The sequence below is a fragment of the Nocardioides sp. T2.26MG-1 genome (genome assembly GCF_950101795.1).
In the GTDB taxonomy this organism is placed as follows: domain Bacteria; phylum Actinomycetota; class Actinomycetes; order Propionibacteriales; family Nocardioidaceae; genus Nocardioides.
On sequence record NZ_CATNLZ010000032.1, the window covers coordinates 75466 to 100035 of the forward strand.

Annotated in this window: 24 protein-coding genes and 1 pseudogene; 13 read left to right on the plus strand and 12 right to left on the minus strand. The window is 66.8% G+C overall.

Features of this window, described 5'->3' with window-relative positions; genetic code table 11:
• Window positions 1-8: 8 nt before the first annotated feature.
• The 7 genes and pseudogenes from QQZ14_RS15380 to QQZ14_RS15410 all read left to right on the plus strand — a co-directional run.
• On the plus strand, window positions 9-1493 hold the full coding sequence (locus tag QQZ14_RS15380) for a hypothetical protein (RefSeq protein ID WP_284535225.1): 1485 nt from the start codon (window positions 9-11) through the stop codon (window positions 1491-1493).
• Window positions 1490-2260 (plus strand): hypothetical protein, encoded by a 771-nt coding sequence (locus tag QQZ14_RS15385; protein ID WP_284535226.1) that lies wholly within the window; start codon window positions 1490-1492, stop codon window positions 2258-2260. Before QQZ14_RS15380 ends, QQZ14_RS15385 begins: the two co-directional genes overlap by 4 nt.
• Before the next feature lie 17 nt (window positions 2261-2277).
• Window positions 2278-3462: an OmpA family protein gene (locus tag QQZ14_RS15390; RefSeq protein ID WP_284535227.1), complete on the plus strand. Its 1185-nt coding sequence runs from the start codon at window positions 2278-2280 to the stop codon at window positions 3460-3462.
• A gap of 5 nt (window positions 3463-3467) precedes the next feature.
• Complete coding sequence (locus QQZ14_RS15395) at window positions 3468-3740, plus strand: hypothetical protein (RefSeq protein ID WP_284535228.1); 273 nt, start codon at window positions 3468-3470, stop codon at window positions 3738-3740.
• Window positions 3740-4222 (plus strand): hypothetical protein, encoded by a 483-nt coding sequence (locus QQZ14_RS15400; RefSeq protein WP_284535229.1) that lies wholly within the window; start codon window positions 3740-3742, stop codon window positions 4220-4222. Before QQZ14_RS15395 ends, QQZ14_RS15400 begins: the two co-directional genes overlap by 1 nt.
• Window positions 4223-4392: 170 nt before the next feature.
• Window positions 4393-4857: a T3SS (YopN, CesT) and YbjN peptide-binding chaperone 1 gene (locus QQZ14_RS15405; protein WP_284535230.1), complete on the plus strand. Its 465-nt coding sequence runs from the start codon at window positions 4393-4395 to the stop codon at window positions 4855-4857.
• A gap of 59 nt (window positions 4858-4916) precedes the next feature.
• Window positions 4917-5237, plus strand: a pseudogene (locus tag QQZ14_RS15410) (protein phosphatase 2C domain-containing protein); the annotation flags it as partial.
• Window positions 5238-5334: 97 nt separating this feature from the next.
• Here the strand turns inward: QQZ14_RS15410 and QQZ14_RS15415 are convergent.
• The 6 genes from QQZ14_RS15415 to QQZ14_RS15440 form a co-directional block, all read right to left on the minus strand.
• A complete protein-coding gene (locus QQZ14_RS15415; protein WP_284535234.1) occupies window positions 5335-6576 on the minus strand; it encodes a tyrosine-type recombinase/integrase in 1242 nt (413 codons plus the stop codon).
• A 30-nt stretch (window positions 6577-6606) separates the two neighbouring features.
• Window positions 6607-6927: a helix-turn-helix transcriptional regulator gene (locus QQZ14_RS15420; RefSeq protein ID WP_284535236.1), complete on the minus strand. Its 321-nt coding sequence runs from the start codon at window positions 6925-6927 to the stop codon at window positions 6607-6609.
• Window positions 6928-6967: 40 nt separating this feature from the next.
• Window positions 6968-8287, minus strand: coding sequence for a hypothetical protein (locus tag QQZ14_RS15425; RefSeq protein WP_284535237.1), 1320 nt, complete (start codon window positions 8285-8287; stop codon window positions 6968-6970).
• Window positions 8287-8583 (minus strand): hypothetical protein, encoded by a 297-nt coding sequence (locus QQZ14_RS15430; protein WP_284535238.1) that lies wholly within the window; start codon window positions 8581-8583, stop codon window positions 8287-8289. The genes QQZ14_RS15425 and QQZ14_RS15430 overlap by 1 nt, the downstream gene beginning before the upstream one ends.
• Before the next feature lie 127 nt (window positions 8584-8710).
• On the minus strand, window positions 8711-9289 hold the full coding sequence (locus tag QQZ14_RS15435) for a hypothetical protein (RefSeq protein ID WP_284535239.1): 579 nt from the start codon (window positions 9287-9289) through the stop codon (window positions 8711-8713).
• An 11-nt stretch (window positions 9290-9300) separates the two neighbouring features.
• On the minus strand, window positions 9301-9732 hold the full coding sequence (locus tag QQZ14_RS15440) for a single-stranded DNA-binding protein (protein WP_284535240.1): 432 nt from the start codon (window positions 9730-9732) through the stop codon (window positions 9301-9303).
• 145 nt (window positions 9733-9877) lie between these two features.
• On the opposite strand from QQZ14_RS15440, the gene QQZ14_RS15445 reads away from it, so the two are divergent.
• From QQZ14_RS15445 to QQZ14_RS15460, 4 genes are all read left to right on the plus strand, one after another.
• The gene (locus QQZ14_RS15445) at window positions 9878-10294 is read left to right on the plus strand and encodes a hypothetical protein (protein ID WP_284535241.1); all 417 of its coding nucleotides are present in this window, start codon (window positions 9878-9880) and stop codon (window positions 10292-10294) included.
• A gap of 70 nt (window positions 10295-10364) precedes the next feature.
• Window positions 10365-11570, plus strand: a complete 1206-nt coding sequence (locus QQZ14_RS15450) for a DUF6361 family protein (RefSeq protein ID WP_284535242.1) — start codon at window positions 10365-10367, stop codon at window positions 11568-11570.
• Between the two features lie 13 nt (window positions 11571-11583).
• Entirely contained in the window at window positions 11584-13368 is a 1785-nt protein-coding gene (locus QQZ14_RS15455) for a phospholipase D family protein (protein ID WP_284535243.1), read from the plus strand.
• The gene (locus QQZ14_RS15460) at window positions 13365-16553 is read left to right on the plus strand and encodes a hypothetical protein (RefSeq protein ID WP_284535244.1); all 3189 of its coding nucleotides are present in this window, start codon (window positions 13365-13367) and stop codon (window positions 16551-16553) included. Before QQZ14_RS15455 ends, QQZ14_RS15460 begins: the two co-directional genes overlap by 4 nt.
• A 45-nt stretch (window positions 16554-16598) precedes the next feature.
• Here the strand turns inward: QQZ14_RS15460 and QQZ14_RS15465 are convergent, their stop codons facing one another.
• The 3 genes from QQZ14_RS15465 to QQZ14_RS15475 are packed head-to-tail and all read right to left on the minus strand — an operon-like array spanning window position 16599 to window position 19941.
• Window positions 16599-18362 (minus strand): type IV secretory system conjugative DNA transfer family protein, encoded by a 1764-nt coding sequence (locus tag QQZ14_RS15465; RefSeq protein WP_284535245.1) that lies wholly within the window; start codon window positions 18360-18362, stop codon window positions 16599-16601.
• Window positions 18359-18826, minus strand: coding sequence for a hypothetical protein (locus QQZ14_RS15470; RefSeq protein ID WP_284535246.1), 468 nt, complete (start codon window positions 18824-18826; stop codon window positions 18359-18361). The genes QQZ14_RS15465 and QQZ14_RS15470 overlap by 4 nt, the downstream gene beginning before the upstream one ends.
• A gap of 59 nt (window positions 18827-18885) precedes the next feature.
• Entirely contained in the window at window positions 18886-19941 is a 1056-nt protein-coding gene (locus tag QQZ14_RS15475; RefSeq protein WP_284535247.1) for an ImmA/IrrE family metallo-endopeptidase, read from the minus strand.
• 84 nt (window positions 19942-20025) lie between these two features.
• Between QQZ14_RS15475 and QQZ14_RS15480 the strand changes: the two genes are divergently transcribed.
• Window positions 20026-20511, plus strand: coding sequence for a hypothetical protein (locus QQZ14_RS15480; protein WP_284535248.1), 486 nt, complete (start codon window positions 20026-20028; stop codon window positions 20509-20511).
• Here QQZ14_RS15480 and QQZ14_RS15485 read toward each other — a convergent pair.
• The gene (locus QQZ14_RS15485; RefSeq protein WP_284535249.1) at window positions 20508-21998 is read right to left on the minus strand and encodes an ATP-binding protein; all 1491 of its coding nucleotides are present in this window, start codon (window positions 21996-21998) and stop codon (window positions 20508-20510) included. The two genes, QQZ14_RS15480 and QQZ14_RS15485, sit on opposite strands and share 4 nt — an antisense overlap.
• Window positions 21995-22396 carry a hypothetical protein gene (locus QQZ14_RS15490; protein WP_284535250.1) on the minus strand — a complete coding sequence of 134 codons (402 nt, stop codon included), beginning with the start codon at window positions 22394-22396 and terminating at the stop codon, window positions 21995-21997. Before QQZ14_RS15490 ends, QQZ14_RS15485 begins: the two co-directional genes overlap by 4 nt.
• 122 nt (window positions 22397-22518) lie before the next feature.
• Between QQZ14_RS15490 and QQZ14_RS15495 the strand changes: the two genes are divergently transcribed.
• The gene (locus QQZ14_RS15495) at window positions 22519-23025 is read left to right on the plus strand and encodes an MGMT family protein (RefSeq protein WP_284535251.1); all 507 of its coding nucleotides are present in this window, start codon (window positions 22519-22521) and stop codon (window positions 23023-23025) included.
• Between the two features lie 79 nt (window positions 23026-23104).
• On the opposite strand, the gene QQZ14_RS15500 is transcribed toward QQZ14_RS15495, so the two are convergent.
• A complete protein-coding gene (locus QQZ14_RS15500; RefSeq protein WP_284535252.1) occupies window positions 23105-24568 on the minus strand; it encodes an SCO6880 family protein in 1464 nt (487 codons plus the stop codon).
• Window positions 24569-24570 lie beyond the last annotated feature (2 nt).

The window sequence follows — 24570 nt, forward strand, 5'->3', positions numbered from 1 at the left end:
GAGAACTGATGGGAACCACGTCCAGCGGGCGCCGCAAGCCCGCCCCGCAGGTGGCCGCCGCCCTGCGCACCATGAAGTCGCCCTCGTTGGCGACCTCCCGCTCCGGCGCCTACAACACCGGGCTCTCCGAGCCCGACGTGGAGAGGAAGGCGGTCGAGGACGGTCAGGCCGGCGTCCTCGATCCCACCGTCGTCGGAGTGAACTCCCACCCCCACGCGGTCGACGGCCTCGTGGATGGTCACGACGCCGCCACGGGGGTGATCGCTCACGATGCCCGTGGTGATATCGACGCGGTCGACGGGGACCTGGAGGAGCAGAGGCTCAAGTTCGCCGCTGACCTGGCGGCGGCGCTCCACGCGAACAGCGCGTACGAGGCCGTCGAGCGCCACCGCATCCTCCAGCTGGCCAGGATGAAGGCGAAGGGCCTGCCGATCCCGTCGAGGTGGGGGTTCTTCTTGCTGGTCGCTGCACTGGTCGGGCTGTTCGTCGGCGACTGGGGCCTCATCACCCTCGGCTACCAGGTTCTCGGACTCTCCGACCGCCCGTGGATCCCGGGACTCGCCTTCACCGACGACCTCCACCTGGCCGCCTTCTCGTCGGTGTTCGCTCTCGTCGTTCTCGGCGACGGCGTCGGTGACCGCCTCCGTCGCATCGAGCAGGCCTTGAACGACCGCCGCATCGCCAACGAGACTGACCGCGACCGGCTGTCGAAGCCGGCGCCCTTCGACTTCGTCTGGCTGGCCGTCTGCCTCCTCGGAGCTCTCGCCGGCCTGGCTGCCCTCAGTCACATCAGGTCGGAGTACCTCGCGGCTCTCGGGTCCGACGCCGGCGGGCTGGCGTTCTTCTCCATCCAGCTCGTCATCCTTCTCGCCGCCATCGCCTTGGGCTTCCACCACGCCAACCCCGAGGCCAAGAACTGGGCGACCGCCGACAAGAAGGCGACTGCGGCGGAGGCCAAGCGCGACACGGCCATCGAGACGCTGAACACGACGGGCAGCCGCATCAACGCCGCCATCGACCATCGCGACGCGATCCTCGCCAGCTCGGGACACCACGTCAACACCGACGCCGCCAACGCCCGCATCCAGGCCGCCGCCTACAAGCGTCGCTACCTCTTGTCCCAGTTGGAGCCTGCCCAGGAGCAGCTCTTCGCCGAGCACAAGGCTCCCCGCGAGTACGCCGCCGGGGAGCTGCTCGCCCGGATCACCGGCATCACCCCGCTCCCGGAGTTCGAGAAGGTCAGCACCCAGCCGGTGATGGACGCGCTGGAGCAGACCCGGATCAAGCTCGATGTCCTGCGCGCCCGGATCGACCAGATCGAGATCAACAAGCTCAACCTCCCCGACCTCGAGGATGAGATCCTCCTCGGCACCGCGTCCGACGACGAGACCGATCCGCAGAACTCCGCGCAGACGGCGGCGGAGAGGCCGCTTCACCCGGTTCTCGAGACGGAGCCGGTCGCCGGGGACGACACGACCGAGGACGTCGCGTGACCAGCGATGGTGGGTGCCGCCCCGTCGGCGGCACCCACCGCCTCCACAAGGTCCGCCCCCTGTCTAGCGGCCATCACCTCCCGGGGCCGCCGCGGCCGCAGCCCCTCGCGCAGCCGGTCGCCCTACCGGCCCTCACCGGGGCGGACCCCGCCGACATCCGGGCCCGTGTGCGGTACCTGCACTTCGAGACCCTGCCCGACTGGTCCGGCTCCACCTTCAGCGTGTGGGGCGGCGACCCGAACGACGTGATCGGCGCCGTCTCCGTCTCCGTCTACCAGTGGCTCCGTCGCTACGGAGGGGGCACGGCCGGGGTCATCCCGTGGGGCACCAGCCCGGCCGGGCACCTGGCCGTCGGCCCGCTGTCGGTCAAGAAGGACATCAAGGCGCTCAAGGCCGCGATCCGTGCCCGCGTCAACCTCGGCGGCAACGACCTCCCGGCGGCCCTTCGCCTCGCGGAGCAGCGCACGTCCCGCCTGCCGGACCACACCATCCGCGTGTATTGGGTGCCGACCGACGGCATTGAGGCCGTCACCTCCTCCACCTACAGCGCCGTGAACGCGCTCCCGCCCGACTCCGTCCACCTCGTCTTGATCGACCCCCTCCACGGCTGCACCGATGCGATGGAGGACGACTGGCGGGCCGTGCCCTTCGGATCGGTCACCCGCATCGGCGACCTCACCGTGCGGAACATCGCCACCACGATCGCCGAGCTGTGCGCCGACGCCATCGGCCTCCAGCTCGGGACTGCAACCCCCACCGCCCCCTGACAGGAAGAAGGAAGGCCATGTCCATCATCACCCGCATCACCGGCATCGCCGGCGCGCTCACCCTGGCCGTCACGCTGGCCGGCTGCAGCGACACCGCGGCCGGGACGGGGTCGAACGTGCCTACGTTCGCTGGCAGCGCGGCCAACTGCGAGCCGCTCCCGCAGCCGAACATCACGCCCGACACTCCCACCATCGCGATCCTCGGCACTGAGGGTGATGCGCTCGCGTCCTACGCCCAGGACACCGGCGTGGTTGTCGCCGCTGCGAAGACGGCCAAGGCGCGCATCATCGTCAACGGGATCTCGGGCAGCGCCGACGCCCCCAACCTGCTCGCCAACGTCGTCTTGGAGGGCGAGGGCAACAACAACCTGGCCCGCACCAACGACCTCAACTGCAAGGCCGCCAAGGTCGACGAGGCGCTCGACACCCTCACGAAGGGCAAGAGCGCGCCCACGCCCAACGTCTTCGACGCGCTCAACGCCCTCGCCGGGAACCTGTCTCACAACCCGTCCAAGCTGCCCGTCGACGTCGTCCTCCTCACCCCCCTGGCCGCCCGCGGCGGCGGCATCGACCTCAGCGACCCCAAGACCCTCGCCGACCCCGTCGCCGCGATCAACACCCTCGCCGCGAAGGGAATCGTCCCCTCGTGTGAGAACTGGCGCATCTACGGCGTCTCCCCGTCGACCGGGCTCAGCGACGTCATGGCCGCCCAGCTCAAGGACTTCTGGATCCGCTACGCCCACAAGTGCGGCGGCGCGCTGGTTGCCTGGGAGGACCACCTCGCGGCCTTCCCTTCCACGACCCCGGTCGCTTCCGCGGACACGAGCCAGATCAAGGTCGAGCAGACCAAGACCGAGGTCACCGCCACCCTTGCCTCCGACGTCCTCTTCGCTGCCGACAGCGCGGACCTCCTCGACCCGAGCGCTCCGGCCCTCGGAGAGCTGCTCAACCTCGCCAACAAGAACGCTGGGAAGATCGTGATCACCGGCCACGTCAACCCCACCGGCACCGGCACCGGCGCCGGTCTCAGCCTGCAGCGGGCCACCACCGTCAAGGACTGGCTCGTCGACCACGATGTCGACGAGAACCGCATCAGCGTCATCGGCAAGGGGGCCGCCGACCCCGTCTACCCCGACCCGAAGACCGACGCTGAGAAGGCCGCGAACCGGCGGGTGGTCACCGTCATCCACACGGAGGCCTGATCACCATGAACTGGAAGGAGAACCTGGCCATCGGCGCCGCTGTCCTCGGCCTGGCCGTGGGCGCCAACGAGATGCTGTCGGTCAAGACGCCCGACGACTACCAGAAGTACCGGCAGCAGCAGACCGTCGAGCAGGGTGCCGACGCCACCGAGAGGGACAACGACCGCAAGTGTGACCAGATGCGGGACGGCCTCGACACCGAGAACAGCCGCAAGAACACTCCGGGCGAGGTGCGGCCCGCCGACCCGAAGCTCCCCAAGCTGAGGATCCGGCCATGATGTGGGGCAGCGTCAGGGACGGCGACTGGGTCAAGGTCGACACCGACATCAACCTCGGCATGCTCGGTGGCACCACCATCAAGGCTGGCACCAAGGGCGTTGTGACCGGAGTGTCCACCGGATGGATCACCTCGCGCGCCGACGTCCAGTTCGACAGCGGCTTCGGGACGGCGCATGCCAACGTCCCAACTCACCGGCTTCGTCTCATCCGGCCGAACGGAGGTGTCGATCGCTTCACCACGCGTCAGCGGCGGCTCGCGGCCGCCCGCTCCGCCCTGCTCCTCTTCCTAGCCTGGCCGATCATCTGGTGGGCGATCCAGTACGTGTGGATCAACAGGGGCTTCTCGGGCATCACCAGCGGCTTCGCCCTCAGCATCGTCGGGTCCATCGGTGACTGGATCATCATGGTCATCTCGAACCCCGTGAAGGGCATCATCTACCTGGGCTTCCTCTGGATCGTCGGGAGGTTGGCATGGCGGTGAATCCTTCGACTCTGCTGGGGTCGGTAGCCAGCGGGCCATCCATGGACCGGCACCAGATCGGTCACGTGCCTTCGACGCCGACCCCGACCACGCTTCGGAATCGCGTCGCTCCGCCACCTCTCCGACCCTTATCCCCCCGACCGGAGCGAGCGGGACTGGCGCTCGAGATTGTGACGTCCCACATCGAGAGCCTCATCGAACGCGTCGTCGGCGTGGAGAAGGCCATGCCCGACGATGACGGCGACTACCCGGTCCGGTTCCGCGACGCCGTCTACTTCGTTCGCGTCACCGGATCGGAGGAGCAGCCCATCGTGCGCGTCTTCTCCCACGTCGTCTCTCACATCACGGCGACCTCGGAGCTCTACGAGCTGATCAACGAGGTCAACACGAAGCTCAACTTCTGCCGTTGCTTCGTCATCGACGATCGCGTCCTCATCGAGGCCGAGCACCTGGGGATGACGCTCCGCACCGACGACTTCCGGCAGATCACTGAGCACGTCGCCGTGGCCAGCGACTACTTCGGCTCGATTCTCGCGGAGCGGTTCGATGGCCGCCGCCCATTCAGCAGCGACTCCGAGGACGACAGGGCTGACGACACGCCGTCGGCTGCGGTGAGTACCGGGCTCTATCTTTGAGCATTGGTAACGCGGTGGCGATCGAGCCCGTGCCGTGATCAACGAGGGGTAGGCCCGAGTTCGCTAACGAGACCACCTTCGTGAGGTCGTCAGGCGCTGTGGCGTCCATGCGCCTTCTCCGAGGGTCGCTCGAGGGAGTGTCGGGCTTCATCTTGATGAGTGATGGACCGGCCAACAGCCTGTTCGACCATCGCGCGCAGCAACTCGCACCCGCATGCCTGAAGATGATCAAGGTGGTCAGTGAAGCGCCGCGCAGGCGCTTGAGGTACCCGACCTACAAGAAGCAGTTGCGACGTCTTCTCGAGACCAGGATCCGTAACGCCACGAAGGACGACTGCAGCCTTGGCATCCTAGGTCGTCCGATCGAACCTCCTGCCTGAATAGCCCCGGAGTTTCCGGAGGATGTAGGGCACGCCATTGTAGGCCGCTGCGCAGTGCGAGGCCGGGCTCTCGCAGTGCGGAGTGGCCTGGGGGCTCTCAGAGCTCGATCGCGGGATCGTCGGTGGGCTCAGTCCGAGGAGCGAGCCGCTCCGTCGCGGCGCGGTAGTCCGGCACCACGAGTCGGCGGTTGATGTAGTGCCGCTCGGTGACCGTCGTGGACGTGTGGCCGAGTTGGTCCTTTGCGGCGTCGGCGTCGTAGACCTCGTCGATCTCGGTCGCCACCGTCCGACGAAAGGAGTGCGGTGAGACGTCGCGGAGCGCGGCAATGTCGGCGTACTCATCGAGCTGACGAATGTGCCACAGCCGACTCTGGACGTTGCCGGGGAAGTGCCAGGTTCCGTTGCGGCTGGCGAAGACCGCGTCGATGTCGTTCGGTGGCTGCTCCAGCTTGCGTCGGCGCAGGATGGCTACGGCCCAATCGGGGAGTGCGATGGGGCGGATCGCGGCATCGGTCTTGCCATAGTCGACCCGCTTTCCCTTCGATGTGATCTGGCCGTTGACCATCAGCCACGGGAACCAGGTCTCGTCGTCGCGGCGTGCCGGCGGGGGAGTCAGCTCGATGTCGGACCAGCGCAACGCGAGCACTTCGCCGATCCGCATGCCCGTGGCGATCAGCAGGTCCACGATGTCCGGGAGGTCGACACTCTTGGGTCCGTTGCGCCGTTCGGCGTTGGCCCACTCCCGGATGGCGGCACGCACGGCATCCAGGTCCTCGACGGGAATGGACTTCTTCTTGACCCGGGGCACTGGGACAGAGGGGACGGCCGAGGCGGGGTTGCCGTTCAGCGCCTCATGGAAGACCGCAAGGTTGAAGGCCCTCACTAGGACGCTGCGAATCTTCTTGCGCATGTCAGCTGATACTCCGGCGCTGTCCAGTGCCGCCTGGATGATCACCGGACGAACGTGCCGCAACTGGTAGGCCCCGAGTGGATGCTCGGTCTTGTCGGTGTCGAGCACCCATCGGAGGTGGTACCGGTAGGCCGCCAGCGTAGTTGGCGTCGGGCTGCCTGCCTTCGCCATCTTGGCGAACCAGAGGTCGAGCAGTTCCTGGACCGTGTCGTCGGGGGCGATGGCACCGTCGCCGAATGTGCCGGTGTGCTCGACGAAGAACGCTTTGAGGTTGGCTCGCGCCTTGTTCTTGGTCTGACCGCTCTTGCGGTACTCGCGGACGACTCCGTCCACGTCGCAGTAGCGAGCGCGCGCCAACCACGTCCCGTTGGCACGTTGTGTGCAGTTGATGTCGCCGTAGGTGCCGACCACCAACTTCTGTCGGGCCACTTCTCGTTCCTTTCGTGTGTCTGATCCCCGTCAGGGTTGCGCTGTGCGGAGGGCACCGCCCCGCACGCGGTTTGCACGGTTACGGGTGCGAACCTCCCTGCCGCCGTCCGAGGCGGAGTCGGCGCCTTCGTTGTCGTCGTCGAGTGCGAACGACTCCTCGTGGTCCCGGAGCCACCGGTCGAGCTCGGACAAGCGGTACTTGAGCCTGCCGCCAGCCTTCACTGCGCGTGGGCCATAGCCGGGTCGTCGTACGCGCCAGGTCAGGAGCGTGGCCTTCGGGACGCCGAGATAGCCGCAGGCGTCCTCGGTGTTGAGGAAGGGGTCTTGGGGTAGCGGGACGACGAGTGCCAAGGGCATCTCCTTGTCGCCGCTGCTCGCGGTAGATGGGGTGTCAGATCGACGGGACATCTGGGCTCGCTCCTCTCGGTGGTGGCCGGTGGTGCAGCGCGGCCTCGAAGTCGAGGCGGCTTTGCGCTGCACCTCTCGGCGCCTTTCGTTGGATAGGTGTGGGCCGCAGGTCGCTGCGCACGATTGCGAGCAGCTCGGTCTGCACCAGGGAGGTGATAGGCAGGAACTTCTGCCGGTTGACGCGGACGAGTCCGTCGTTGTGGTCGTCGAGTCCGGGGACGTTGATTCGCTGGAAGTAGAGGCGCTGGGCGACGCCGTGCTCGATGACGTTGCAGATCCGGTCGTCGACGCCCGCGCTGACCCGCTGGAGCCGTCGGACCTGCGGGGCGTCTGAGAGTCCGCCGCGGTCGAGCTTCTCCATGCGGGCTGCCGCGACCGAGCCCTGACCGGCGGCGGGTCCGCCGTTGCCGACCATGCCGCCGAGGTCACGGGTCTCGTGGACGAGTCGCCCGTAGGTCTCAGCACGCCGCTCCCACCGGACCGCGACAGTGGGGTCGACGGTCTGGAGTCGGCGGGCGGTCTCGCGGGAGACGATGCGTTGGGAGTCGAGCACGACACGCAGGTTGTGGGCGGTGGGGAACGTTGCGAGGTGGATGAGCAGGTTGTGCTGGGCCTGGAGCACGCCGGTGATCCCGGGCAGTCCGGGTCCTTCGATCAGCGTTGGTTCGGGCCGCCATCCGCGAAGGTCGACGGTGTAGTCCGGCTCGCCGTATCCCGCCCATGTCACGCAGGTCTCGGCCGCACGTCCAAGGCGGCCCGGCTCCTTGAGTGGCTGCCAACCGGGGATGTTGGCATAGCGACGGTCGAGGCTGACGACCGCACGCACCACGTCCGCCGCGTCCTTGAGGACGGTCAGGCACTGGGCTTCGGACAGACGGCCGTACCCGACGCCGTTGGCGAAGTCGTGCTCGCCGAGTACGCAGGCACGCGCCGCCTGACGCCAAGTGTCGACGAGCGCGAACGGCTGCTCGGTGACCAGCTCGTCCATCGTCGGCAGGTTGACCTCGATCGCGCCGAGAGTGGCAACCAGGCGATAGCGCAGTTCCTCGGCAGGGCCACGGGTGCGGCCGGTGCTGCCTTCGAGGTTGATGCGCGGGTTGGCGGCACGCATCGCCTGGTGGCTCCAGACGAGTACGGCGTAGCGGTAGCGCGTGATCTGCTCACCGATCACCTTCCGCTCCTCGGGAGTCGTGGTCTCGGGGACGGTGTGCAGGCCGGCGCCGCCGATGCGGTGCTGGATGCGGTGCTGGCGCAGCAGTTCCCCCAGGGCCTCTCGGAGCATGCCGCTGGTCTCGCCGTACATCAGGGCGCATCCAGTTCTCGGGCGGCCCACAGCATGTCGATGACGAGCTCGACAGTCAGCGAGTCGATGCCGTGCCTGACGAGGTCCTCGATGGCCGACTCGGCGACCTCGAAGAGGACGTCGCGGTTGGTGACCGGGACCGGGCTGATGCCGGGGATGAAGTCGCCGTGGATGAAGTCGATCTGGAGCAGCACGCGGTCGTACTCGATCGACGCATCCGTCGTGAGCGCGGCGTCGGCCAGGGCGGCGACGTAGGAGCGGGCTTCCGCGAGGGTCACCGCGTGGGCGAGCAGCATGGGGGAGTCCTTTCGAGAAGTGGCGTGCCCTTCACCGTCGAGCCCGCCGGCGGGTACGCCGAGCACGAGGTGGCGTGGCTGTGGACAACCGGGTGTGGGGAGCAGATGTGTACGGCGAGGCGGGCGACTACGAGGCGAACCCGAGTGCGGCCTCGATCGCTCGACGTGCGGCGATGTCCTCGGCCACGAACGCCGCGAAGTCGGCGTCGCGGTCGACGATCTCGACCTCGACTGCAGGCTCGTACGGCGGTTCTCCTGGCCACCCGGTCTGCCTCGTCGGTCGGTCGCGGTCCAGCCGGGTGCCGCTGAGCGAGACCCACTCCCGGAGCCGCTGCTGACACTCGCGGAACTCGCGATGCCACGCCAGCGGAGCAGAGGGTGAGGCTTCGGGGTCGTAGGCATTGACCCTGGCCGTGTGGAGCGCGGAAAGCTCCCAGATCAGCTCATCGTGGCGATGCCACAACGGCGGGACTACGGCCGGCGGGAGCCCGTAGGAGAGGCGCAGCCACTTCACGAACTTGTCGAGGTCCGCCCACTCGACGAGTGCTTCGTCCGCGGTCAGGGTGTTCCAGTCGATCGGGCGCAACGGCCGCTCATCGTCGAAGTCAGCGGTCCCGAACAGAGCCTCGGGACCGCCGAACTCCTCGAACGAGTCGCCGCCCTCGAACTCCAGCGTCTGCTGGCCCGACTCGACGTCGGTGCTCATCGCACTGGCCCTCAGATGCCGGCGACCTGCGCCGGCTCGTTGACCATGTTCATCTCGTTGGTCGGCGGGTCGGGCTGCTTGGCCGGGTTGCGGTCGACGACGTAGCGGGTGCGGGCGCAGTCGTGTCCGATCTGGCGGGCGACGAACTGCTCACGGATCTCGCTGGGACCGCCGGGTCGCTCCTGCTCGTACTCGTGGATGTAGCCGGAAGCGACGATCTGGTCGCCCGGCTTGAACCGCGGGTAGGCCCGCTCGGCCGCGCGGTCGAACAGGACCATGTCGCAGAAGACGGGGTCGAGCCTGGTGAACGACCCGTCAACCTCCTTGCGGTGCTGCTCGATGCCGACCCGGCAGAAGAACCTGGCGTGCCCCTTGCCGGTGAACGTGAGTTCGGGCGCGGTGGCGATGAACCCGTGCAGGCTCATCTGGGTGGGAATCGTCATCGTCTGTCTCCTGACGTCGGGCGGTGCCGGGATGGCAACCGCTGTCAGGAATCAGGTGTGCGGCGCGACCTCTCAAACGCGCCGTGCAATCCCCCGCGAGGGCAAATGACCCATTTCTGTCGGACAGCTCTGGGAGAATCAATGCGTGACAGACACCCGATTCACCACCGTTGTTGACGACACCGAGCAGTTGCTGGACGTCGTGGACATCGATGAAATCGGTGATGTCGAAACCCTCCTGATGTTCCTTTTCGCGAGGCCCGTCGCCGTCGAGGAAGTCTGGGACGCCGACCGAGACGAGACCTCGCTTGAGGTCGTCCTGCAGGGAGACGACGAGGCCATCAGCTCTACCTTTGACTTCCCACTGAGCGTGATCGAGCTCGTGCGCTCGTGCGCGCACACCGTTGACGACCTCGGGCCATACGGCGTCGAGGTCCTCCAGGCAGACGACGTTCCTAATGTGACGGCACTCGGTGACGATGGGCTCATCACCGTCTTGCAGGGCGCACTTGGCAAGGTGCGGATCTTCAATATGGTCGGCGACGGGGAGATGTCCGAGTGATCCTCACGTCCGACGGCGTCACAGAGGCGCCGAAAGATCGTCCGCGCGACGACGACGAGGTCCGGCAGCGATGGCATCGTTGATCGCCTGGCTTGACTCGACTCCCGAAGAGCAGCGTGCTGCCAGGGAGCTCATCAGCCTGTTCACCCAACAGGAGGGTCGCGACGAACTCGGCATCGGCCAGATACGGGATGCCTTCAGCGATCTTCTCTTCCCGGGAACCTCCGTCATCCAGACCCGAGCGAGGTACTTCCTCTTTGTTCCGTGGTGCTACAGCTACGGCAAGGCTGCACAGGCTCGCGGACGCGAGGTAGTGATCCGCGGCGAGCGGCAGGAGCGAGAGCTCATCAAGACGCTTCTCGACTCCAACTTTGAGGACGCCGTGGGACTGATCGGCCGACGGAAGGGGCCGAGCATCAAGAACCTGCCATCGACCATCTACTGGTCAGGCCTTCGCCGCTACGACATCTTGACCCATGACAACGACCTCGGCCTTCTGGCCAGAACTGGGTCCGGAGACGGCTCGACCGAACTCAGTGCTCGCATCTTTGCGGATTGGGATGCAGGTCTGCCGGAACCGCCTCCAGACTTCCCGAAGGCTGTGCCCGGCGGATTCGACCTCGAACTAGGGGAGGCCGAATGGCTCCGGGACCGGATCGTCGCAGCCGCTCCGGAGTCGGTCTTCGCGCACTTCCTGGAACGGCGGCTCGCCATTGCAGACGGCACGAGGTTCGCGTGGGATGTCGTCGATCGCAACCAGTTCGAGGCTCTCGACCATGCCTACTGGTTCAGCGGGGTGCTCCGCGGTGCATCCCTGCTCTACAACCTTCTTATCGGCGAGTTGTATGACGCGGACCCCAACCTGAACAGGATCGAAGACGCCGCGGGCTACTACCGCGATCAGATCGATGACTGGGTCGAGGATTTTGTCGCTCCCAATATCGACGCTCTTCAGCAATGGAACATCCAACGCATGTGGGAACTCGTGCTAGCGATGAACCCGCGGATTGATATGCGCGCTCAAATGTTCGCTGAGATGTGGGTCGGCGCGATTCGAAGCGGTGCTTCTGTCGAGGTAGCCGATAACCGGGAGCTCCGCCAGTCGGTGCGAGCACGCGAGGAGCGCAAGGGCAAACAATCACGGCTGCTGAACCCGAGGATGCTTGCAACGTGGTCAGGGGCGTCTGGCACCGGCCAGTTGGCCTACCGGTGGGGGACGGTCCGGGTCATCGTGAACGACATCGTGAAGGGTTTGGGTCGCGATGCTGGCTCCTGACAGTCGCGCCGTCTTGCTGCGCGAGCTGAAGCCTCACACGGGCTTCACATTCGAGGGTGCGGTGGCAACAACGTTCACGCTCGACCTGACGGCGACGCTCATCCCGGCCCTTGCCTTCAGCTCGTATTCGTTCTCTGGTCGCATCCCTGACCCTGTGGCGGCCTTGGAGTCCGTTCGCAGAACCGCGCGCCGCCTCGACGTGTTCTGCCAGGGAGGCAGCATCGGGGTCCCCGGCAAAGCGCCCGATCTTCTTGCGTTCCTTGAGCCGATGGTCCACGAGGTGCGTCGCCCCAGCGGAGGTCTCTTCCACCCCAAGGTCTGGTTCGTGAAATACGTCGACGATGAACAGCAGCCGGCGTACCGCCTCCTGGTGCTGACAAGAAACCTCACGACCGACGCCTCCTGGGACCTCGCCGTACGACTGGACTCCGCCAGCGTCAATGGCAGACTGGTGCCGGAGAACCGACCGCTCCAAGCGTTCCTTCGCAGCCTGCCCGGCCGCACGATCCGGCCGCTCGACCCCGAACGGACGGCTCGTGTCGAATCGCTGGCGACCGAGGCCGGCCACGTCGAATGGGAGTACCCAGAAGCGGTCGAGAGCATCACGTTCCACTACCTCGACCACGGGCGGGAGGGGGCGATCGACTTCTCCGGCGCGCGCCACCTCGTCGTCTCGCCATTCGTGAACGACAACGGCCTCGACCTGATCCGGCCTGACGGACCGATTGCCATCCTCTCGCGTCAGGAGGAGCTGGAGAAGCTGAGTCCCGAGACGATCGAACGACTCGACGCCTTCATCATCGACACACTCGCCGGCTTCCGCGACGAGCCCGATGGTGAGGACAAGCCCGCCGACGGCCCGGCCCAGGGGCTCCTCGGACACCTGCACGCGAAGATGTACGTCATCGAGCCGCACGGCAGGGCCCACCGAGCGCGACTTGTCATCGGTTCCGCGAACGCAACTGACGCAGCATTGAGGACGAACGTCGAGTTCTGCGTCGAGTTCGAGGGACCCCGCAAGCACCTCGGCATCGATGCCTTCCTAGGAAGCGATGCGCCATTCCGGACCCTGCTCGAGAGCTATGAGCCAGTCGGCGGCGCGAAGCCGGATCCGCAGGAGGACGAGCAGAAGGACCTCGACAACACCCTTCGCGCGATCTCTGAGATCGCCCACACCGTGACGGTCGTCGCGACCGCTGGTGACGGAGAGCCGCGCCACGACGTTCGGGTGACTGCGGAGAAGGGATATCCGCTGATAGCTGACTGGAAGGCGACCATCGAGCTACTCACGTCACCTGGCGCCGTTCGTGTGGTGGGGGCGAACGCCGCACTCGACGACACGTTCGCGCTGGTGGAAACGGCCGACCTCACGCCCTTCCTCGTCGTACGAGTCACAACACCGAGCGGCCTAACGGGTGGAACGGTGCTCGTGGCGGATTTGGTTGGTGATCCGGCCGACAGACTCGACGTGGTGCTGGCGCGCCAGATCGACACGCCTGAGAAGTTCCTCCGCTTCCTGTATCTCCTCCTAAGTCTGGGCGACCCAGCCCTCCTCGCAGCCTTGGCCCGTGGGGACGGAAGCGGGTCCGGCGGCTTCAACCCGTTGACTGGTGGCCCCGGTGTCTTGGAGCTCGTTCTCCGCGCTCTCGCCGACAGCCCTGCAGCTATTGACGATCTCGACCGTCTGATCCGTCGACTTCAGGCGACGGAAGCCGGACGCGACGTTCTCCCCGACGGACTCGACGAGCTGTGGGGAACGGTTCAAGAGGCACGGAAGGCTCTGGCGAAGACGCGATGACGGTTTACAACGCTGCTCCCCACCTGCGGGATCTCACCGCGTTTCAGCGACGATCAGTGGATCACGTCTTTGATCAGTTCTACGGGCCTGCCCAGGCGCAACGCTTCCTCGTCGCTGACGAGACAGGGTTGGGCAAGACTCGTGTCGCCCAAGGCGTGATTGCCAAGGCGATTGAGCACCTCCAGAACGTCGATTCGGTGAAACGAATCGACGTGGTCTACGTCTGCGCCAACGCAGACCTGGCCCAGCAGAACATCAAGCGTCTCAATGTCACGGGCCGTCCGGAACTCCCGTTCTCAAGCAGGCTCACGATGCTGGCAGCTCACAGCGCACGCCTGAACACTCGCGCCAAGGGCGGACTCAAGCCCGTCAATCTGGTCTCGTTCACGCCGGGCACGTCGTTCGACATGGGACACAGCCTCGGAATGGCCAGGGAACGCGCCATGATCCTCCTGGCACTCAGTGAGATCTACGACCTCAACGGCTGGGAGTGGAAGGCCGCCCTCCGGATCTTGCAGGGCGGCGTCAGGACGATGGAGCGCTTCTGGGATCGCGTCGCGGAACTGCGTCGAGAGCTTGAACAGGACGGATTCGATCCCCGTATCCGTAAGGAATTCTCCGCGGGAATCAGCCGCGGTGGCAAGTCATCCCTGGCATTCAAGTTCGTTGAGCTCGTCGATGCGGTGGGGCGGAAGCAATACGTCCCCGCGGAGTACCACGAGGATCAGCTTGCGCTCGTTCGTAGCCTTCGCTCGGCGCTTGCCCGCGCGAGCGTGGAGACCCTTGAACCGGATCTCGTCATCCTCGACGAGTTCCAGCGCTTCAAGCACCTACTGAAGGACGACAATCCCGCGGGCGAACTTGCTCACTACCTCTTCGAGCACGACGCTGCGAAGGTGCTACTGCTGTCGGCAACTCCCTACAAGCCGTTCACCTACGCGGAGGAACGCGAGGAAGATCATGCCAAGGACCTCTTCGCGACGCTCGGCTTCCTCGCGAAGGGTCGCCATGACGTTCACGTCGCCGACATCAAGGCACTCCTGGCCGCTTACCGTGCTGCGGTCGTTTCGGGGACCGCGCCCGATGGCGTCGTCAAGGACCTGCGGCACAATCTTCTGAAGCTGATGAGCCGAGCGGAGCGCCCGGTGCTCCCAGAAGGCTCGATGCTTGCTGAACACAGGAAGACTGCCGACGACGTGGCAGCGGCGGACCTTGTCGGCTACGCGCGGCTGCGAGACGTTTCCCGGCATGTCGAACTAGAACGCGACCGCGGGCTTGTCACCCCGGAGTATTGGAAGTCCGCGCCCTACTTCATCAACTTCTGCGACGGCTACAAGCTCGGCGAGCGCATCGACAGTGCGTCCGACGACCCGGAACTCCTCGCGGCGCTCCAGGCGACCCAGCGCATCGACGCCCGCCAGATCACGTCGTTTCGAGCGCTCGATCCCGGTAACGCCCGTATTCGCGCGCTGGTCCGGGACACCCTGGAGAGGGGTTGGTGGCAACTGCTCTGGGTGCCGCCGTCGTTGCCATACATCGAGCCGGCTGGTCCTTTTGCTCAACCCGGTGCGCAGGCGATGACTAAGCGATTGGTCTTCTCGTCATGGACAGCCACTCCCTCGTCCGTAGCAAGCATCCTTAGCTACGAGGCCGAACGTCGCACCGCCGAGGGAACGAACTACACCCAGTACACGCCTGCCAGCCGAAAGCGCTTGGCGCGCCACCTTCAGTACAGCCTCCGTTCCGGAACCCCTGCGAAGATGTCCACCCTGCTCCTTCACTGGCCCATGCCGGAGCTCGCGTCGATAGCCGACCCGCTTCTCGTCCTTGCATCCCGAGGTGGCCAGCCGGCTGGGAGTGACGCGATCCGGGAACTTGTGCGGGACACCGTTGAGCGCATGTGGTCCACCGGCAGGCGGTCGACCGGAGACTCCGACGAGACCGGGGATGCGGACCTGCGTGACAGTCACTGGAGGGCCGCCTTCGCGATCCCGGGAAACTGGCCGATTTCCGAGGACGCCCCCGCGTCTGTTCCTGGCGTAACTGCGGCGTTGGAAGGCGGATCGAACTCAGACGAAGACGACGAGCCGGTCGACGCCACGGGTCTGGCGCGGCACGTCGAGTTGGCAGCCGAGGCTCTCGCCGGCGGGCCGGTCTCGATCGACGGGGACACTGCGGACGTCCTGTCCGAAGTGGCCCTCTTCTCGCCCGGGAACATCGCGTACCGAGTGATCGGGCGCATCGCCGCGGCCGCGGACGCAACCACCCCGATGGGCTTGTTCCGAGCGGCCGCTCTCCTCGCTAATGGGCTCCGCAGCCTCTTCAACCGACCCGACACCATCAAGCTGGTCGAGAAGCTCGCCGTCGCCGGTGACGCGCCGTTCTGGCGTCAAGCACTCGCCTACTGTGCGGCAGGGAATCTCGAAGCAGCTCTGGACGAGTACCTCCACCACCTCGCGGCAGATGTTCAGGGCAAGGTCATCAATGACGAAATTCTGTTCGGGATAGCCGCAGAGGCAAGTGCAGCGATCGGGTTGCGCGGGTCGACATACCGAGCCAAGGATCCGGTGAACCTTGAACAGGACCTGGCGTTCTCACCGAGGTTCGCACTGCGGTACGGAGGCCGGCAGCACGAGTCCGAGGACGTACGCCAGCCCGAGGTTCGTCGTTCGTTCAACAGCCCGTTCTGGCCACTGGTTCTCGCTTCGACGTCGGTCGGACAGGAGGGGATCGACTTCCACTGGTGGTGCCACGCGATCTTCCACTGGAACACCCCTGCAAACCCCGTCGATTTCGAGCAGCGAGAGGGGCGCGTGGATCGGTACCGCGGTCACGCAGTCCGCAAGAACGTCGCGGAGAGGCACGGTGCAGCCGTGCTCTCGACGTGGGAACCGGGGAATCCCTGGGACCGTCTCTTCGAGACAGCGACTGAGTATCAGTCCGAGTTCGGCGACTTCACGCCCGGTTGGGTTTACCCGGGGACTCACAAGATCGAGCGCCACGTCGCGCCCTTTCTCCTGAGCAGCGACGAAGCGAGGTACGACCGGATCAAACAGGACGTTGCCCTCTACCGATTGACCTTCGGTCAACCCCGCCAAGAGGACATGCTGGAACTGCTGCGCAAGCGGGGAGTGCACGCCGATCCGGAGTCACTACGCGCCATGCGTATCGACCTCGCGCCATAGCCGGTACCGGGCGGGGACGTCTTCATCGCAGATGGCATCGCGGTGCTATCTGCGACGAAGAGCGGATTCGACGGCTGCGCGATCATCACGGAGTTGCTCGACGTTGTTGCGAGCTGTCCAGGGGCGCAAGTCGGTGACCAGCGGTGGAGCGCTGCGAAGCAGGACCAACGCGGTGCCGAACGGCAGCGTGCGGATCACCCCGGGCGGCATCACCGGCACTCGGCGTACGGATCGTTGGAGTGAGCGGGAGCCGTAGTCGCCGACGGAGACGGTGTCGGTCTTCTCGTCGCGCTCCCCGATGAGGGCTGAGAGGTCTTGGAGGTCCTTCGCCGATGAGGTGCCACCGAGGATGATTTTGACGATGGAGGCGTCCCAGATGGCGCCGGCCGCGTGGTCGCCCCACTTGTCGCGGGCCTGGGAGAGGGACTGGAGCACGGGCATCGTGGTGATCCCGGTGCCGCCGCCCTCGGCCATGAGGACCGGCAGGGACGGCAGCGGCGAGAGGTTGCCGATCTCGTCGAGTGCCAGGAGTAGCGGTGGGTCCATGCGTGCGCCGGGTGATGCGGCCGCGAGGTGGCGGGCGGCCTCGACGAGGTCCTCGATGAAGGCTGCGACGAGTGACCAGGAGGCGCCAGCTCCTGCGCCGGTGGCGAGGAGGTAGAGGGTGCCGTTGCTGGTGAGGAAGTCGACAGGGTCGAAGTGCTCGCCGGGGTTCGGGGACACGGCGTCGAGGACTCGTGGGTCGGCGAGGCAGGTCAGGGCGAGGGAGACGCCCATCCAGATCGAGTCGCGGGTGCGGGGGTCGGAGTGGATCATCGACTCCAACGAGTCGGCCCAGCCGGCTGCAGCCTTGTGGTTGCTCGACAAGATCGCCACCGCGTCGGCCGCCGCAGACGGCGACAGCGTCCACCCGAATAGCTCGCGGGGACTGCGATTGTCGAGGGCAGCCGCATGGAGCAGCGCCTGGAGGGCTGTGCGGGTCTTGCCTTCCCAGAAGCCGCCGGACTCGACCCCGCCGGTCGACAAGCCGGTTGCGGACGCCAGGCCGGTGGCTCGGATCATCGCGGTGAGTGGGTCTTGGCAGCCGCGCACGGGTGACCAGCGAAGGCCGGCCGGTAGACCCTCGGCAAGCCGTTGAGGGTCGAAGACAGCGACCGGTCCGAGCTCCTGGCGAGCGGTGAGGGTGGCTGCGATGTTGTCGGGTCGGGTGGCGGTGGTGATGACCGCGCCGGGGGCGTCGAGGATCGCGTTGATGACGACGTGGAGGCCCTTGCCCGAGCGGGGCGGTCCCAGCACCAGGATCGAGTCCTCGACCGACGCCCAGACGCCCTGACCCCGCGAGCGCCCGAGGAGGTAGCCGACGTCGCAGGGCTCCGGCTTGTCGAGGGACGGTCGCAGCGTTCGGCCACGAGCGAGCAGGGCTTTCTGCGAGGCGACGGCGCGTACGTCGCGCCCGGTTGCCACTCCGGCAAGGCGGCGAGGGTCGTGCGATGTCGTGTAGCGCATCGCGCCGATCCGTCGCCACAGGACAAGGGCGCTGGCGATGACCGCGGTGACCATGTGCAGCAGGACAAGCCAGTAGACCCAAGCTGCGAGCCCGTCGGCACCGAGCGCGGTGGCTGGGTCGCCGGGGTGGGTGAGAACTCGGAAGCCGGCCTCCCAGCCCCCGTTCGGTTGCGAGGCCCCTGACACCCATGCCGCGGCCGACCCGGCGAGTCGCAGGATCGCGGCGATCACGCCGACGGCGGCGATGAGGATGAGGCCGAGGTTGACCAGGTCGTCGTCGACTCCCTGCCCGCGAGGGTTCACGCCGCACCACCATCAGCACTGGCGCTGACCATGACGGTTCCGGACCGCTTCCCCATGAACACCACCAGACCCGGGTGAGCTTCGAGCAGCGCGGGTGGCAGGCGTAGGCGGGCAGAGCCGTCAATGCTCGCGACCTGGTGGGCGACCACTACGGCGACAGCGACTTCCTCGCCTGCCAGGAACCCGCCGCCGGTCACGTCGACGATCGTGGTCGCCGCCTCGCGCACAGGCTTGACAATGCCCTGGCGTGGACGGGCAGGAGTGACGATGTCGGTGAAGGCGTTCCCGTCGGTTTCGTGGACCTCGACCCGTACGGCGGTCCCCAGGTCGGCGGCGATCTCGTCGAGTATTCGTTGGAGGTCGTCGCGGGTGAGCGATCCGTCGGCGGAGTAGGGCTCGTGGTCGAGAGCGACCGTCAGGAAGCCCTTCACGTCGACCTCGACCTCGACCAGCGGCATGACCACGGGGACGCGGACCGTTGGGCGGTCGTCGCGCCGGTACGGCGCGGCAGCGTTGATCATGCTCATAGCCCGATCGTCTCCACGTGTCGCTGAGCGACCGTCTGCACCGGAGCCGCCCCACGTCCAGCAGCGAGCGCTTCGCGGTCGAGTCCAGGCGGGTTGCCGTCGCCCACCTGCGGGGTCTCGAGCTTGTCGAGGATCGTGACCGCTGCACCCCGCACACGCTCGGCAGTCGACTGCACGACCTCGACAGGCGCCTTGCCCGGGACGCTCGACGCCCATGACGCGACGTACGGGATCGTGTAGTCGTCGGTCGCCAACCCATGCGCGGCACCGACCATGAGGGCGACGGACTCGGCCTCGACCTCGACGATGCCACGGTGCATAGCCGCGTCAGCGTTGTCGGGTCCGTGGAGCATGACGTGCCCGAGCTCGTGGGCCAGCGTCTTCACCTGGGCCGCGTCGTCCATGTCCATCCGCACCGACACCTCGCGAGTCATGTAGTCAGTCAGCCCGTTCGCGCCACCGATCGACCTCGCATCCGAGACGAGACGCAGCTCGAACCCGTGGGCTGTGATCTGGTCAGCGAGGCCGTCCCACAGACCCTCCGGAGCCTGGCCCTGGAGCAAGGTCGGACGCGGCGTCTCGGGGATCGGCTCACCGTCGGTCTGGGAGATGTCCCAAACGTGCGCGGGCTTGAGCCCGACCAGCTTGGACCGGACCGCCTCGCCTAAGGCCGGCTTCTCACCACGCGCGAGACGTCGCCATGAGTCCGGGTCGGTGGGATTCGCTGAGGCGAAGCGCGCCGTGACCGGCGCGAGGATCGCGTAGCCCGACTGGCCCGTCATCACGGCGCGGTTCAGGCTGAGCCACTGCCGGTAGCCGGCGACGTACGTCGGCATCGGCTCGGGCACCCGCCCCTGCTGGAACGCCGTGTAATGCTGGACGTAGATCAGCATCGTGTTGTTGAAGGACCGCGAGCGGAACTTCGCAGCGAACTCCAGCGCACGCTTCCAGTCATCGCCGGTCACCAGCGCGCCGACCGACTCAGTGAGCTTCTGTTGCAGGGCTTCGAGCTTCTCCTCGCGCGCCGTGAGGTCTCGGGTCTGGGCTCTCATCGGATGCCTCCTGTCTCAGAGGAGAGGTGTACCGACTCGGGCGATCCGCCAATCGATGTCGGACCCCGATGCCATGATTTCGACGTGAGCCTGCCGCCGACCCTCGACGAAGCCATCCGCCTCGTTCGCCGTCAGTTCGGCTCGATCACCATCGGCGACCTCGCCGACGCAGTCCTTGACCGCGGATGGAAGGTCGACAGGGAAGACCTGATCGCTCGCATCCGTGAGTTGTATCCGGCCCCCGCACCGAAGCAGTCGCCACTGCCTACGCCGACGGCGCCACCTCGGCCCACGAAGAAGGCGAAGGCCAAGGAGCCCGGCGTGCCTGACCCGCGGCAGCGGAAGAAGAAGCGCCCGAAGTCGAAGTTGACCCAGGAGTACTGCCCGAAGTGCCACGCCTTCGTCGCGATGACCCGACTGGAAGGCGTCACGACGATCGCCGTGCATCAGACCAAGAAGGGCGAACGGTGCGCCCAGAGCGGCAAGCCGTACAAGCCGAAGCCGTTGCTGAAACCCGATGCGCTGGATCACCGAGTTGCCGGGAGTTTCGGAACCGGCAAGCGGACCTAGCGCTGAACCGACATTCGCCACGTCGTGTCGAAGAGTTCCAGCTCGGCGGGATGGAGTTGATGCTGAACGACGAACGACCTGTGCTTGATCCGCCATAGCCCTTGCCCGGTGCCCAGCGTCGGCAGCAGAGACTGCTCTGTGCCAGTCAGTCCGAGAGCAGCGGCGGTGGAGCCGAGCTGGTCGGACTCCTGCCGGTAGACCACTCGCGTCTCAGCGTTGGCCAACAGTGACAAGGCAAGGGCTCGCATGGCCGAGCCTTGGTCGCCGACGTTGTCGAGGTCGGAGAGCTTGTGAAAGATCAGCATGTTGGCGATGCCGTAGTGCCGTGCCAGTCGCCAGTGGGCATCCATCCGCCGCAGCAGGGCCGGGTGGGACATGAGCCGCCACGCCTCGTCGTAAACGACCCAGCGTTGGCCACCGTTCGGGTCCAGCAGTGCGGACTCCATCCAGGCTGACGCGCACGTCATCAGCACCGAGATCAATGTGGCGTTCTCCGTGACGCGGGACAGGTCGAGGGAGACCATCGGCAGCGTCGGGTCGAACCGCACGGTCGATGGGCCGTCGAAGAGTCCGGCCAGGTCGCCCGCGACGAGGCGGCGCAGCGCGTGACCGGCGAGCCGGCCGTCCTCAGCAAGCCGCCCATCGGAGTCGGTGGACGGATCGGGAGCGAGCAACCGGTCGACGATCATCGGCAACACCGGGACCTCCGACGAGCGCACCGTCTCAGCGAGGGCGACGTCGATGGCGGTGTGCTCCAGCGGCGTGAGCCTACGATCGAGCACGGTCTCCGCCAGAGCGCCGACCAGTTCACGTCGTCTCGCAGTCACTTGTGCCGCCCACTGCTGGTCATCGAGGCCAGCCGGCCGGTGGCCCTGGTCGAGCGGGTTGAGCCGATTGGGCATCCCGTGCCCGAGTGCGATCGCCTTGCCGCCGACCGCCTCGGCGACAGCGGTGTGCTCACCTTTCGGGTCGCCGGGCACGTAGACGCGGCGGCCGAACGGAATCGAGCGGGTGTAGAGACTCTTGGCCAGTGCGGACTTGCCAGAGCCGACAATCCCGGCCAGCACGAGGTTCGGCGCGGTGATCAGCCCGCGGGCGTAGAGGACCCACGGGTCGTAGACGAACGAGCTTCCCGAGTAGAGGTCCTGGCCGACGAAGACGCCATCGCTTCCGAGACCGCCTTCAGCGAGGAATGGGTACGCCCCCGCCAGCGTCGCGGACGTGTCCTGATGGCGGGGGAGTCGTAGGCGTCCCGGCGTACGGAGCGCGGCGGGACCAGGTTCGCCGGCCTTGGGCAGCACGACGGTTGCGCGCCGCTCGGCTGCCAGCTCTTCGGCCTTCGCCCTGGCGACGGTCTTGCGGGAGTCGCGGTCCTCGGCCAGCAACGACTTCGCCGCCGCCTTGCGTGCCCGCCGGTCACGACGACGCTCCCGTTGAGGAGCAACGAGAACCGCGCTATGCAGGCGGCCTTCGTTCGAGCCCGTCATAGTGACAATCCGTGGTCGGTGGAGGAGCGCGACAGGGGAGGCTCGGGAAACCCGCGGTGGTAGGCCAGCGTGGCCTCCGCCTCGTGCGCGTCCGCGATGACATCGCCAACCTGTCGCACCATCTCGCCAGCCCGGTGGAGATCCCACGACACCCGGTACGCAGCCGAGCGAGCCTTCGGAGAGTCCGCCGGCACCCACTCCGTTTGCCGCTGACCTCCATCGTGGAACGCTGCGATCTGGTGCAGCGACTGGCTCAGGGACGCGACCGCTGAGGTGAGGGACCCGAGCACCGAGTAGATGTCGCGCGGGTCGTCGATGGACCGGGTCGCATGTGCCAGAGCACGCAGGACTGTCTGGACTTCGTCGGCGTCAGCCGGCGCGTTCTCGAACGTGGGCATCGGGGCCTCCTTCTCGATCTGATCGAGAAGGAGGTGTGCCGGGGTGGAACTGGTACACCCGCGCACGAGCTGGCGACCTCGAAGCCGAGGTGGTGATCGGTCTCCGGTGAGAGGATCGCTGCATGAGCACCAACCACACGGGCAGCGATGCCGAGGCGGTGTACGACGCGTGCCGGTCAGTCCCGGCGGGGATGGTCATCACGTACGCCGATCTGGCTCTTCTGGTCGGCAGGCCGTCGAGCCACAGCCGCACAGTGTCGACGATCCTGGGCCATCGTCCCGGAGCTGACGACCCCAATACCGATATCCCGTGGTGGCGAGTCGTCCGCACGGACGGAACCCTGCTCGACCTCGACCAGATCACGGGGCCGCGGGCACAGTGGGTCGGTTGGGCGCTCGACCAGCTCGCCGACGACGGCGTTCCCCTCGTGGGCACGGGGCCGCGCCGACGTGTCGACATGCGCGAAGCTAAGCGGATGCCCATCCCTGATGGCATCACCCCGTGGGTGGCCGCGCCGAAGTCAGGTACAAGTCGAACAACGGGCAGGACGGTCCGAGAGGCCGTGCCGTGCTGGCGTCACGAGAAGGTCCAGTACTCATGCCGCGATTGCTCGCCCGGGCGCCCCTGACACCCCAGGCTCGCCGAGCAGGGCTTCGAGACAAAGGGCGGCGGCGCACTGCGCCTGCGTCGACTTAGCGCCGCGCGAGCTACACGCACCTACACAGCGGAAGCGCGGCTGACGAGAACGCCTGGGCTTGCTGTCCCCAGAGCCGACGGGTCTCGCACAACGCTTGGATAGCGGCCTGCTCGATGTCGGCGACGGCCCGTTCGAGCTCGTCGGGGTCTTGGGCGCTGACGGCGATGAGACCGGTGGTGCGGAGAACGCCGTGACCTGCGGTCAGGTCGGCTTCCTGTTGGAGGACGTCGTTGTATTCGGCGGACTGCTGGGCGTCCTCGATCTGGCCGATCCGCTGACGTTGGGCGGCATCGGAGATGTACTCGGTCTTCTTCTTGCGGATGTCGCGGGCAGCCTGGTCGGTGCGCATGGGCGTGTACAGGAGCGTGAAGGTGCGTCGCACGCCCGAGGAGAGCAGCACGGGTGCGAGAAAGCCGGGGTAGACGAGGGAGCGCGGCCATTCGCTGATCCAGAGCACGCAGTGGTGTGCGGAGTCGCTGCGTACGCTCGACCAGTTCTCGGTGACGGCGACCGGGCCGGCTGTGGCGAGGTCGCGGCCGAGTTCGCCGTGACGCTCTAGGGCCCCGGCCACCACGGGGTCGTACGCGGAGCGGAGGATGACTGCGAGGTCGCCGGGCGCCAGCCAGCCCGACGGGGCGAGGTCGGCCGCGCGGAGTGCCGCCGTCAGGGTGGACATCTCTTGCCGGAGCACGGCAGCCGCTCCTCGGTTGCCGCCACCGGCGGCACGGATGGCGCGACCGGCGGCCTTCATGTCGAGTGAGATCGACACCGTGCTCGCGTGACGCTCACCAGCAGGTCCGGCGCGGTCGATCAGTTCGCCGTACGTCGTCGAGGTCCAGGAGGTGTCGTGGGTTCCGTGCTGGGACCACCACTCTGCGAGTCCCTTTCCGGAGTCGGGCAGCGTCCGCTCCATCACCTGCAACGAGGCGATGCGCCCCGAACGGCACGCCGTGGCGAGGACTCGGCCCCAGCTCGTGACCCGGCGCTGTTGCTCGATCGGGTCGAGCAGGATGAAGGCTGGGTGGGTGACGCCGACGATGGCAGTCAGCGTCGCGGTGTGGGGGTCGTGGACCATGACCGCGCCGGACTCGGGGTCGAGCCACTGACGAAGGCGTGCGGCATCGCCCGGAAGCGACAGAGTGCCAGCAGGTCGAGGCTTCACGATGTGTCGACGGAACAACAACTGCCCGCCGGTGGACCGCCAGACCCAGCGGCTGACCACGGGGAGCCACTCGATCAGCTTGCGACCGCCGACCCCGATGAACGCCAGGGATGCGCAGAGCAGCAGCACGGGGACGACGTACATCAGAGAGGGTCCGCCGCCGAAGTAGAGCGCAAACACCAGCATGATCGCTCCGAACCCGACCACGACGAGTTGCGAGCCGGACAGTCCCAGGAGCACGCCTCGCCGTGTCAGACGGGAGAACTTCACCGAGGCGAGCGCGTAGTCGTGTGCAGTCGTTGGGTTGCTCATCG